Genomic DNA, 13,324 nt, shown 5'->3' with positions numbered 1-13,324 from the left:
CGAATAACACACTGTTTATGGTTTTTTAACTGAGAAAAGAGCAAGATTCCTTGTGCTTCGCAGTTATAGGGAAAAGACAAATATGAAAGCGACCCCACTATCATTCAAGAAGGCCGTTGCTCTCGAGCTCTGGCGGAGACAACAGGCAATCACCTGCAAGGAGCACCCGCTCAGGCAACTCTTCTGGGAGTGCACGCTCCGCTGCGACCTGAGATGCCGCCATTGCGGTAGCGACTGTAAGATGCTTCCAGAAAACAAGGACATGCCCAAGGAAGACTTTCTGCGTGTACTCGACAGTATTGCTCAGAAGACAGATCCCCACAAGGTGTTTGTGGTTATCTCTGGCGGCGAACCCCTGATGCGGCGCGATCTCGAGGTATGCGGAAGGGCCATTTACGAAAAGGGGTTCCCTTGGGGAATGGTGACCAATGGGCTTCATCTCACACCACAACGTTGGCAAGGACTCCTGAAGGCGGGCATCCACTCGATGAGCATCAGTCTCGACGGCCTGGAAGAGGCGCACAACTGGATGCGTGGTAACGAAAAGAGCTTCCAGATGGTAAGCCAGGCACTGGATATGCTCGTTGCCAAAAGCGATTTCCTGTTCGACATCGTTACCTGCGTGAATCGACGAAACTACGCCACCCTTGATGAGATCAAGGATTTCCTGATTACAAAAGGAGTCAAACGCTGGCGACTCTTTACTGTTTTCCCCGTAGGCCGCGCTGCCCTCGACCCCATGATGAGACTGACAGATGAGGAGTTCCGTGGTGTCTTCGACTATATCAAAAGGACACGTGAAGAGGGGCGTATACGTGTCGATTACGGCTGTGAAGGGTTCCTAGGCAACTATGAAGGCGAGGTACGCTCTCGTCTTTTCTCATGTCAGGCTGGCATCACCGTAGGCTCTGTGATGGCCGACGGCGCAATCGGCGCCTGTGCCAGCATCCGCGCCGACTACCATCAAGGGAATATCTACGAGGATGACTTCATGGAGGTATGGGAGAGACGCTACCTCCCCTATCGCAACCGCGAATGGATGAAAACAGGTGAGTGCGCTACGTGTAAGTATTTCCGCTACTGCCGAGGCAACGGGATGCACCTTCGCGACAAAGAAGGCAAGTTGCTGTTTTGTCATCTCCATCGCCTCAACTCAGAAAACAACAAAAGATAATATCATATGAAAGTAAGATTCAATTATTGGTACAATGCCGTCTTAACGGTCCTCCTGTCAATGTTAGGTTATAGTTGCTCATTATCAGACCCTGACGGCCCAGTGGAATACGGAACACCCTCTGCCAACTTTGAGGTAAAGGGCTGTGTGACGGACGAGGCAGGAGTCCCCGTTCAGGGAATCAAGACCCTCGTGAAACTTGTAGAAACCTATGGCAACAAAGTACACGTCGAAGGAATGGATTCCGTTCTGACAAGCGAATCAGGCAACTATCAGCTGAAATATGGTGGCAGCGCCTTCGATCGGCGGATGAAACTGATTGTGAAAGATATCGATGGTCCTGCCAATGGCGGACAGTTTAAGAGCGATACGCTTGACATAGACTTCGACAAAGCCGTGAAAGTGAAAAACGGCGATGGACACTGGTTTATGGGCGATTATGAGATTACCAAGAACGTTCAGTTGAAGAAAGAACAATAAGACACATAAGACCGATCATCTCTTCTTAGACTTTCCTCCTGGTAAAGTCCTACTTTCCTCCGAGGAAACCCTGACTTTCCTCGGAGGAAAGTCTATGGAGCATTTTCCGGATGCGTGACAGAAGACAAAAAAAGTGCCACTCCAGCATTACGGAGTGGCACGCAAAATGGTTAACAAGTTTTGGGTCAATCGTTTGTTATTATAATCACGTAAGAGGAAATCACTTCACCATTACCTTTCTCCAACGTCAAGGTATACTCCCCTTCGTCATAATCACCCAGATAATCGGTATAGACCTGATTGGCAGGAATAGAGACCGTAGCCTCGCTGTAGACTATACCATTGGATGAGATTATCACATGTAGCCCCACAACATTGTAGTTCGGACTGATGGACAACTCCCCCGTTTCTGCGTCAAGCCAAACACCGATACGGTATCTGGCAGGTGCCATAACAGGTGGCTTTGGGAATGGTGTCAGTTTTTTCAATACATGATGCTTTGCAAACGACGACGATGGCAGCATCAAGAATGCCATTAAGATTAATAAAAAAAGTCTGTTATTCATAATTAATTTATAAATAAAATTCGCCACAAAAGTAAGCCAGATTACCAGAAAACGTATAGAATTCTTGTTTTAATTTTGACGGAGTTATTCCACTGTTACACAGTACCTTACATTTTATTATACACCAAAAACAGTCAATATTGAAGCCCTTGTTTCTTTTCTATTCGTTTCATGAGACATGGGCAAAAGCGATATTAGGAATAATTAACCCTGAACGTGGGCCATTTAGCGAATAATTTTGTAAATTTGTACATTATGAAAATAATACCCTCTATTTTATTATTGACACTCGCAGCTGGGTGTCATCAGAGGTCTATGGTAGGACAATTGGAGGAGATAGACTCCCTGATCAACCATGACCATTTCAACAAGGCCTTCGTCAGGATAGATGAGGTAGACACAGCCTCGCTCAACCAGGAGGAGTATGCACACTACAACCTGCTCGTGGCACAGAGGTGCTGTATCAAGCGACAACGGGACACGACGGGATTGCTAGACAAAATCGTCATTCCTTACTACCTCAGTACCAATAATCATGAGAAGCTTGCCGAAGGCTATTACTACCAGGCCTTCGGCAGACTGCTTAGTAATCAACTGTCACAAGCTGTTGTCCTCTACAAAAAGGCAGAAGAACAGGCTGCAAAGACAAACAATGACCGCTTGCACTATAAGATTGCACAGAGTTTATCGTATGTCAATGAAGTCTGCGGTAACCACCTCCTGCAGTTAAACTATGCCAAACAGGCGCTGGCGATAGCCCTCGCCACAGGCAAAGAGAAATGGCTCGCATATTCCTACACCAGGGTAGCTATGGCCCACTCCGAGTTACAGCACGAGGATAGCACTATCACCTACATGCGACAGGCATTGCCCTACTCACACCACATGGAGAAGGAGGACCTGCCGGCATTCCTAAACAATGTAGCTTTTACTTTCAAATATAGCCAGCCTGATTCTGCCAAGAAATACCTATGGGAATCGTTGGCACTGCAGGAGCACTCGAACACCTTGCAGCACCTAGCTGATATCTACTATGAGGAAGGGAGACGAGACGAGGCCTACCGACTATGGAAGAGAGCCATTGCCGTAGACAACGGAACAGCAAAAGACAATATTCTTTATAACCTCCTGGAGGAGGATGTAAAAAACGGGAGGACGGACAGTGTATGCGACATGGTGAGCGAGATTATCCAGATTAAGGACAGTCTGCTCGGCCAACTGATGAACGACTCCATTAAAGACCTTCAGCTGCACTTCGATCATGAGACGGCCATGCGCAGACAGGAAACGATGACAACCTACTGGATGTGGGGAGTGATAGTAACAATCATCCTCATCCTACTGCCGGCAGTGTTCTATATCGGCAGAAGGAAGTATCTTGAGAAGATTAAGACACGGGATGTACAGATGCAAATCAACAACTATATGAACTACATCAAGGAGTTGGAAGCGACAGAAGAGGGCGCATGCAAAGAGATAGAGGAACTAAACAAAGAGATAAAAAAAATGTTGGACAACGAAGCACCCAAACTGAAAAAGGGGCTGTTACTCTATGAACACGTCAAACAGAACGGCACTCTGTCGTTGTGGTTGAAAAAAGATCAAAAACTTTTCATCGACTACTATGCAGCCATCGACTTCAGGACAGTAAATAGGCTCATCAAGACACCACGGAAAGAAAAACTCACCACACATATGTTGTTCTTCCTCCTTTTGGAGGAAATGGGTAAGAGTGATGATGAGATTGCCCATATCCTCGGCATCTCTGTCAGCAGCATCCGCACACTTAGAAGCAGGACAAGACCTATTGAAAAATAAGCAAAAACACCGGTCGTCACCCAGACGACCGGTGCTGCAGAAAAGATAAACGAGAGAGTGTTTCTACAATTATCCAAATCTTTTCACCTCAACTAAATTCATCTTTTGGTTTATATCAATTTTGATACTCAGGATTCTGATATGCTTTCTTAGCAGCATCTTCCATAATCAGACCATCGATCTGAGTCTGAGGAATCGGGCGAAGATAATGACCAGGATTAATGGTACGAGTAACAGTTTCGAGATCCTTATCAGTATATCCGCTACCTGCGATACGATACTGACCAGCCTTTTCATTCCATGTCTGAGTACGTACAAGGTCGAACCAGCGATAACCCTCACCCCAGAACTCACGCATACGCTCATCAAGGATGAAGTCGATGCTGATTTCAGCAGGTGTCGCGTCAGTCATTGCCTTACTGTTATCAATGTTAACAGCTACATTATCATTCTGGTTGAAGGTCTGCTTACCAGCACGAGCGCGAAGTACATTGACGAGCTCACGAGCGGTCCAAGAACCAGAAACAGAGGCTCCCTTCACAGCTGCTTCGGCAGCAATCAGATAGAACTCAGAGAACTTAGCGATGCTCCAAGGACGCGGGCTACCACCGTTAGGAGAGCCGAGACCACCATTATTGTCTGTACGATACATACCAATCTTCCAGTTGATGGGGTACTTCTTACGGCTAATATGATTTACAGCTACTACGAAGTCAGGACGACCGGCCATCACACCCAGACCGAGGTTACCATTTCCATTACCTTCAGAAACAGTATAGTCAATCTTGCTGTCCTCGCTCTCGGGAACCCAGCTAAAGAATACATCATTGGGATAAATCTTCATTCCATTAGCACCCAGAACATACTCTTCTGTGCTTCCTGCCTTAGCGAAGTTGGTATGGTAACGCAAGGTGAACGTTGCATCATAACGAGAGTCAATTACCTTGACTGCATCATTCCAAGCACCACCTTCCATGAAGTTGTCGGCGATAGCAGCCATACGTGTCCAAGGACGACCGAGAGCCTGAACAGCCTCACGCTGTACGGGGTTGATATCAGCACCAGAAGCAGCCTTAGCTTTCAACTCGGTGTAGTTCCATGTCTCCATCCAGTAAGCAAAGTTCTCAGGTGCGTTACCGCCACCCCAACCGTAACCGGCGCCACCATTACCATATTTCTCATTCTCATCGTGATCAGCCACCAGCATAATCTCTGAGTTGCGATCGTTCTGAGCGAGGTTCACATCGTAGAACGTTGGTTGCAGAGCATAGGGAGTTGGATTGTTGATAGCCTCGATGGCAGTAGTATAAGCCTTCTGGAAATAAGTAGCTGCCTCAGCAGAGTTACGGGTGCACTCCGGATAAGTCGGAATATTCTTCGGGTTCTCCAGCCACCACGCATAAGTAAGGTAAGCCTTTGAGAGATACAGACGAGCCAAGTTCTTCGTAGCTGTTCCGGGCAGGCGGGGGCTTACAGGCAGATCTGCCACAGCCTTCTCAAGGTCGGGGAAGATACACTTAGTATAAACATCTGCCACTGTATTACGCTCAGAGACACGTACCGGGGAGGTGTTGAATTTCAAAGGACCTGCACCCAGATCGAGAGGTACACCACCGAAGGTCTGCACCAACAGGAAGTAATCGAAAGCACGGAAGAAGTATGCTTCTGCAAGCAGCGATGCATCGATACCGGCAGCCTCACCATTCTCAATAACACCACTAGCAGTATTGATATAAGTGAAGGCACGATTCCAAAGACGGTCACCACGGCTAGTAGAGGCATTGAGTACACCTGCACCAGAGAGGTCGGCCGACTTGAAGTTATCATCGGCTGATTGTGCATAGGTGTATTCATCGGTACCTGTCTCATACATATTGAGAAGATAACCCTCGCCATAGAGATAGCGCAGGTGAGCATAGAGTGCGGTCAAACCGCCTTCGATACCCGTCTTCGTGGTGAAGAATGTCGGGTCGAACTGGCTGCGCGGCTGCTCGTCGAGCACGTCAGAGCAAGAGCTGAGGGTTGTAGAGAGACCACAGCAGAGGAGTCCCGCAGCGATAATATATTTGATACTTTTAGTTTTCATAACTCTTAATTCTTTAATGATATTAGAATGTGACGTTAAGTCCGAACAGGAAGTTGCGGGTTGCAGGCGTGTTGTAACCTACGATCGGCATCTTGTGCTTACCCGTGTAACCTTCCACAGCCACAGCAGTATTAGTATTATCAGTAGCAAAAGAGTTGGTCTCTGGATCGAGTCCACTCTCGTTGTTAAACGGAGAGAAGAGGACAAACGGGTTCTGAACCGTTGCATAGAGGCGCAGACGGCTGATTCCAAAGTCCTTAACAGCCTTCAGGTTATCGAAGTTGTAACCGAGGGTGATAGCACGCACCTTCAGATAGCTTGCATCAAAGTAACCAAGAGTAGTACCATACTTCGGGTTATCACTTGACATAATGCCACCGGGTTTCGGGTACTTAGCACCTGTGTTCTGCTCAGTCCAATAATCTACGTCAAGGTTACCACGACGACCAGAAAGCATGTTCAGGTAACCGTTAGAAGAGTGGATGGCACTGATAAGCTTACCACCAAACTGGAAGGCACCAATCACGGTGAGGTCGAAGTTCTTATAACCCACTGTGGTGTTGAAACCTCCAATGAGGTCGGGCTCCATGCTCATAATCTCACGATCCTCAGGACCGATAGCACGTGTAGGTTTGCCATTAGCATCCAATGCACGATCGTGCTTCACCTTAATCATACCAACATTACCACCTGGCTCCAGGACGTTCATCAACTCCTCTTCACCAGCCTGCCACAGACCTATCTTCTTATAGTCATAGATGACATCAATAGGATGACCTACGAACCAACGGTTAGCCTCATCAGGAGCCGGTTTGCCGTTCTCGTCAAGTGCACCTGTCAGTTTGGTCAGTTTGTTGCGGTTAGCGTAGAGGTTGATACCAGCCTCCCAGTTCCAGCCGTTCTTATTGTCGATGATGATACCATTCAATGTGAACTCAAATCCCTTATTCTCGGTGTTACCGATATTTCCTGTAAAGCTGTTCACACCTGCAGTTGACGGCAGAGAAACATCAAGAAGAATATCATTGGTCTTCTGGATATAGTATTCGAACGATCCCGAGAGACGACCATTGAAGAGCGAGAAGTCAAGACCGAAGTTCCAAGTCTTACTGTACTCCCAACCCAATTCTGTGTTTGGCAGTGAGTTTACATAGTAACCAGTCAGATAGGTAGAACCGAAGTTATAGTCGAGTGTACCGAGTCCACCGAGGGTAGAATACGGATTGATACTCTGGTTAGAGGTCTCACCATAACCAACGCGAAGTTTCAGGTTGTCAATCCAGGTGAGGTTCTCCATAAAGCTTTCACGGGCGATATTCCAACCTGCGCTGATAGCGGGATAGGTATGCCACTGATGACCCTTGGCCAGACGAGAAGAAGCGTCGGAACGGAGAGCAACTGACAGCATATACTTATTATCATAAGAGTACATCACACGACCCATCCAAGAGATCAGACCACTCTGCCAATAATTCTCACTCTGGATGTTCTTATCGCCCAGAGCAGAACCGAGATAATAATACTGGAAGTACTCTGCGGGAATATCAACACCCTGATAGCCTCCCTGCTCGAATGTAGTCTGCTCAGCAGAGTACATACCTACGACGTTAATGTTGTGCTTCTCAGCGAAAGTGCGGTCGTATGTGAGGATATTCTCAACAGCCCAGTTACGGGTCTGGTTATCAATGACAGAACCTGAACTGCGATAGTCGGGATTAGAGTTGTCAATACCCTTACCTGTAAAGATACCCGTCTTCTCAGAACGGAAGTTCAGACCAACGTTGATGCGATAGCTCAGGCCCTCCACCCACGGACACTTCACCTCAGCGAAGAGAGTGTTGTAAGAACCAATACCTTTCTTCTCATTAAGCCAGTTGTCCTCGATTTGCTCAGCAATATCCTTGGTGAGTACCCACTGCTGGTCAGCTGGCAGAGTAATCAGGCGCTTAGTTGTGCCGTCGGCATTATACGGACTAGAAATCGGGCTCATACTCAGAACCTTATAGAGGTTCATGTTAGAACCCTTAGAGTTACGGAAACTGTTATTGGTGGTCAAGCCAAAGCGGAACCACTTACCAACAGTCTGATCGAAGTTTGCACGCAAACTAAGACGATCGTAGCCCTGTGTAGGAACAACAGCCTCATCATGATAGTAACCAGCACCAAAACTGTAGCTGCCGCCCTGTGTACCACCGGCAACGCTTACATCGTGATTATGGCTAACACCTGTCTTATAGAACTCATCCTGCCAGTCAAAGTCTTTCACGTTCTCATCCTCGGAGTTTTGGTAAAGTCCGGCATAATCACGCATCTTCTGGAAGGTGGGACCATCCATCATAGGATACTTGTGGAAGAGAGTCTTAAAGCTCACATAGCCGTTATAGCTCACCTTGGCAGGTGTACCCTGGTTACCCTTGGCAGTTGTGATGATAATCACACCATTGGCACCACGAGAACCGTAGATAGCGGTTGCAGAAGCATCCTTCAGGATGTCCATCGACTTAATGTCTGTGGGGTTGATATCTGACAACTTGCCCATGAAGGGGATACCATCGAGTACAATCAGCGGGTCGTTAGAAGCACTCAATGAGCGCTGACCACGGATGCGGATCTGCATCTCAGCACCAGGTTGTGAAGAGGTCTGTGTCATAAGCACACCAGCTACACGACCCTGCAGGGCCTGAGCAGCATTGGTGGCTGCGATTTGATTCAGTTTCTCGCCACCGATGTTGGCTACAGAACCGGTCACGGCCTCACGACGCTGCGTACCATAACCGATAACCACCACCTCGTTGACTAGGTGACCATCTTCTTTAAGGTTCACACGCATATTATCACCGGCCTTGAGTTCCTGGGTCTCATAACCGACATAAGAGATGACGAGCGTTGCGCCCGGCTTGACATTGAGTGAGAAGTTACCTTCGAAATCAGTAACCGTACCATTATTAGTACCTTTCTCCATGATCGTGGCACCAATCAGCGGACCCTGAGAGTCCGAGACCTGACCAGTAACCTGCTTCGTTTGCTGAACGGAAGCTACAGATTCAGTAGCTGCCAAAGCCTGCTGTGCGGAAATCATGCCCCAAAAGCACAATCCGACCAACATGGCTGTTTTCTTTGCTTTGAAACTCATACGTTTTGGTTTTGATTAGTTAATAATATAAAATTTTAAGAAAAATCTGCTGCAAAGATAAGCAGATTTGCGTTTCATGGCTTGTACGTATGTTTCGTTTCGTTGTTATTTTGTTTCGTCCTGCATAATTTGGTCCACATATTCCGTGGGAGAGACTCCAAATTGCTTACGGAATACGGTAGAGAAATGTGCCAAGTTACTAAAACCGACGGTGTAGGCAACCTGTGTTACATTGATTTTCTGTTCCTTCAACAGACGCACCGCCTGCTCTAGACGGATATTACGGATGAATTCACTGATAGACAAACCCGTCATCTCTTTCATTTTACGATGAAGTTGAGCTCGGCTGATACCTACTTTCGCTGTCAGCATCTCTACATTAAAGTCACTGTCGGAGAGATGTTCGTTGATTACTTTCATGACCCGTTCCATGAGCATTTCGTCATTGCCTTTGACCTTCTTTTCCTCCAGCTTATCCTTCTGTTGCTGGCTACCGGAGTACTTTCCCTTCAAACGGAGGTTCTTACTGATGAGATTATTGATGATCACATGCAGTTCGTTCATGTCGAACGGTTTAGCCAAAAAAGCATCAGCTCCCTTTTCCAAACCCTCCAGACGGTTAGCCACATCCGACTTCGATGTGAGCATCACCACAGGGATATGGCTGAGATTCATGTTCGTCTTTATCATCCGCAACATCGTGAAACCATCCATCTCAGGCATCATTACGTCGCTGACCACCAGATCATACTGGCGATCCGGAGCGGCTGCCAACAGCTTATGCAGAGCTTGACGACCACAGGTCACCGCGGTGATATGATAATAGCTGCCAAGTTCCTGAGAGATGTAGTTGCCGATTTCCGCATCATCATCGACCACCATCACCCGATAACTCGACTGTGGCTTCATCTTCATCGTATGGCCAGTCTCACTAGCCTCAAGCATCTCATCCTTGGCAAGATGTGCACTGCCAAGTGGCAAGCGGACCGTAAAGATACTTCCTTGTCCTTCTTCACGATTGGCCGCCTCGATGGTTCCGTGATGCATTTCGACCATCATCTTGCAGAGGTTCAGTCCGATGCCCGTCCCCTCTATATGAAGTGTACGCGACGTGCTACCCTGATAGAAACGGTCGAAAATCTTCCGCACATCACCCTTGATTCCCATACCATTGTCCATGACCTGCAGCACAGCCGTATCATCGTCTCCCTTGTCGACGCGAACCTCGATGACACCACCGTCATAGGTATATTTAAAAGCGTTCGACAATAAGTTGTCGACCACCTTGTCGAGGGCCGTCCGGTCAAGCCAAACCTCCAGAGAGTCAAGAGCCGGCACATAGCGAAACTCCATATTCCGTTCCCGAGCGGTATACTCATACGACTTCAGGATATTCCCTACATATTGTACCATGTCCGTCGGCTGACACTGTAGCTTCATCTGCTGCTTGTCAATCTTCCGGATATCAAGAATCTGATTGACAAGATTCTGCACCCGTTGGGCATTATGTTCGATGGTCTTCAGCTCTGCCTTTACATCGCTGTCGAGATCGCGCCTCATCAGTTTGTGAAGCGGACTCATTATCAGTGTCAACGGCGAACGGATGTCGTGAGTGGCATTGATAAGGAATTTCATCTTCTCTTCGTCGAGTTCTTGACGGCGACGACGGATATAAAGCCACAACATTGCTGCCAGTAAACTCAGTAAGACCAGAATATAAATCACATAGGCCCAGGAGGAACGATACCATGGTGCCTTGACTATGAGGTGGTAAACCTCAGGCTCAGTATAGGTACCATTATCATAGGCACGCACCTCGAGGGTATAAGCTCCTGGCTGCAGATGGTTGAACGACACAACATTCGTACCTGCTGCCGTCTGTGCCCACTCCTTCGCCCCGTTCAGTCGGTATTCGTAGATAACATTCTCAGTATTAGCATAGTTGAACAACGAGAACTCCATAGTAAAAGCGTTGTCGAGATAGGAGAGAGTGAAGTAATGGCTCTCTGCCAATGGTTCAGTTGTCACGTGTACTCCATCGGACAAAGTATTACAGTTGACCGGATTACCACCGATGAGCAGACCTGTCAAGTGGACAACACCCGGCTTCGGATGACTGGCACGTAGAGCAGCCGGCTGGAAGGAGGTAATGCCCTCGCTGATGCCAAAATACACCGTACCGTCAGCACCTGCCATCACCACTCCACTGATATATTCACGGGAGACCAGTCCATTGCCATAGACATGGGCGATGAAACGGTGTCGGTCGCGCTGGTATTGCCAGATACCCATTGATGTGCTACACCATAAATCACCAAAGCGATCCTGTGCCATACCACACACCACTTTATTGGCCAGAACTTCCGATCCAGGAAAAGCCATTACATCTCCTTTCTTTTTGTCATACAGATAGAGTCCATCAGCGGTGCCAACCAGGATGCGGTGCTGACTATCCTCATAGATAGATGTTACGGACTTTCCTTCCAACAACACTTCCCATCCATAGGGGCGGAAGGTATCATTCAACGGATCATAACAGCACAGGTTAGACGAGGTCCCTATCCACAACATCCCCTGAGTATCTACTAACAATGACATCACCCAGTTGTTATGTAGTCGCCCTCGCTCACCATCCTCTTGGAACATATTGAAATTACGCAGTTCACCAGTGTTCAAATCATAGGAATAAAAACCTTTCGAGTATGTGGAAAAGAACAAATGCCCCCGACCGTCGTCAACCAAGGCATTAATATAGTTACTACTGATACTGACCTCCTGATGGTATACACCAGTCAGAGGATTATAAGCATATAGTCCCCTGCCCGTTCCGAGCCAGTAGTTTCCCCGACTGTCACGGAAGATGGAATAGGTACCAGACGGCGATGTCGGATGTGCCACAATTTTTCCGTTGGCATCGAAGCCATAGATACCGTTGTTCTGCACGGCACACCACGTTGTGCCGTCATCACCTGAACAGATGGTGGTCACAGAGCCGCCAATGCTGACATTCTGTGCAGAGAATCGCCATGTGCTGAACTGCGGTTCTCGCTGCGGTAGCATCAACAGACCACGGCGCAGACAGCCCACCCACAGATTGTCCTGATTATCCTCGAACAACGCCCATGCATTGGAAGTATTCAGATCGAACGACGAACTAGTATGCTCATAGCGCTGCAGACGGTGCTCTCCCCGAGGAATCATGCACAATCCTTTCCCCATCGTACCGATAAAGACGTTTCCTTTCCTATCACATAGTGCCGTACGAAACTGTACAGTCTCGCCACCCAACACAGAGACATCGATGAAATCAGGAATAAGTTGTCCGCTACGATAGAAGAGAAGACCGTTCTGACACACCATCAGCAGACCGTCCTCATAGTTTAGGAAGGCCGTCACAGTCCCATAGGGTGACTCAAACACACGAACGCTCTTGTCCGGTCGCCGACAAGAGAATGTCGATCCAGAACCTGCCTTCCAGAAATTCCCCCAGCTATCAATGTGGATATGACTAAAAAAATCGGTATCGCCCTGTGCATAGCCTTCGAGCGTCTCTACTTCCCAGGTATTCACATCTAACCTGAATAGACCGTAGCCAGCAGTACCTATCAGCAGATGATCATCATCTTCCTGCACCATGTCATTTACCCGATGAGGGGCCCGCTCGGTAAGCGAAATCCTTTCAAAGTTATCGTTTGCATCATTATATCTCACTAGACCGACACTTGTACCCACCCACAGAGTACCTTTTCGATCGACAAATAAGGTCGTAACGTTGTTGCTACTGATACTATGGGGATTATTCTTATCATTCAGGTAGTTGGTGAACCGATAGCCGTCATATTTGTTCAAGCCATACTCTGTACCAATCCAAATATAGCCTGACTTATCTTGACAGATGTGATTGATTGTGTTACTCGACAGTTTATCCGAAGTATAGAAATGCCTCATCTGTCCCATTGATATAAGACATGACATGAAACACAGCGCCAGCAATACAAATTTCTTCATAAGGGTAGCAAATAGACGCTGCAAAGATAAGAAGAAAAAACGGAAAGGATGATAATCAA

7 protein-coding genes are annotated in these 13,324 nt (G+C 47.5%); 3 read left to right on the top strand and 4 right to left on the bottom strand.

Annotated features, from left to right (window positions below; translation table 11 throughout):
• Positions 1 to 82 precede the first annotated feature (82 nt).
• Together BLU99_RS06385 and BLU99_RS06380 are read left to right on the top strand one after the other, a co-directional pair.
• Positions 83 to 1,174 carry a TIGR04133 family radical SAM/SPASM protein gene (locus BLU99_RS06385; protein WP_091900347.1) on the top strand — a complete coding sequence of 364 codons (1,092 nt, stop codon included), beginning with the start codon at positions 83 to 85 and terminating at the stop codon, positions 1,172 to 1,174.
• 6 nt (positions 1,175 to 1,180) lie between these two features.
• Positions 1,181 to 1,654, top strand: coding sequence for a radical SAM-associated putative lipoprotein (locus BLU99_RS06380; RefSeq protein WP_091900346.1), 474 nt, complete (start codon positions 1,181 to 1,183; stop codon positions 1,652 to 1,654).
• Positions 1,655 to 1,839: 185 nt separating this feature from the next.
• On the opposite strand, the gene BLU99_RS06375 is transcribed toward BLU99_RS06380, so the two are convergent.
• Positions 1,840 to 2,190 (bottom strand): hypothetical protein, encoded by a 351-nt coding sequence (locus BLU99_RS06375; RefSeq protein ID WP_091900345.1) that lies wholly within the window; start codon positions 2,188 to 2,190, stop codon positions 1,840 to 1,842.
• Positions 2,191 to 2,535: 345 nt separating this feature from the next.
• On the opposite strand from BLU99_RS06375, the gene BLU99_RS06370 reads away from it, so the two are divergent.
• Positions 2,536 to 4,038 carry a tetratricopeptide repeat protein gene (locus tag BLU99_RS06370; protein ID WP_091900344.1) on the top strand — a complete coding sequence of 501 codons (1,503 nt, stop codon included), beginning with the start codon at positions 2,536 to 2,538 and terminating at the stop codon, positions 4,036 to 4,038.
• Positions 4,039 to 4,153: 115 nt separating this feature from the next.
• Here the strand turns inward: BLU99_RS06370 and BLU99_RS06365 are convergent, their stop codons facing one another.
• From BLU99_RS06365 to BLU99_RS06355, 3 genes are all read right to left on the bottom strand, one after another.
• A complete protein-coding gene (locus tag BLU99_RS06365; protein WP_091900343.1) occupies positions 4,154 to 6,124 on the bottom strand; it encodes a RagB/SusD family nutrient uptake outer membrane protein in 1,971 nt (656 codons plus the stop codon).
• Positions 6,125 to 6,146: 22 nt separating this feature from the next.
• Positions 6,147 to 9,203 (bottom strand): SusC/RagA family TonB-linked outer membrane protein, encoded by a 3,057-nt coding sequence (locus BLU99_RS06360; protein WP_255397485.1) that lies wholly within the window; start codon positions 9,201 to 9,203, stop codon positions 6,147 to 6,149.
• 159 nt (positions 9,204 to 9,362) lie between these two features.
• Entirely contained in the window at positions 9,363 to 13,265 is a 3,903-nt protein-coding gene (locus BLU99_RS06355; protein ID WP_091900341.1) for a hybrid sensor histidine kinase/response regulator transcription factor, read from the bottom strand.
• Positions 13,266 to 13,324 lie beyond the last annotated feature (59 nt).

Origin of the sequence: Prevotella sp. lc2012, assembly GCF_900107065.1 — a bacterium.
In the GTDB taxonomy this organism is placed as follows: domain Bacteria; phylum Bacteroidota; class Bacteroidia; order Bacteroidales; family Bacteroidaceae; genus Prevotella.
This window is presented reverse-complemented; position numbering and strand designations above follow the sequence as displayed.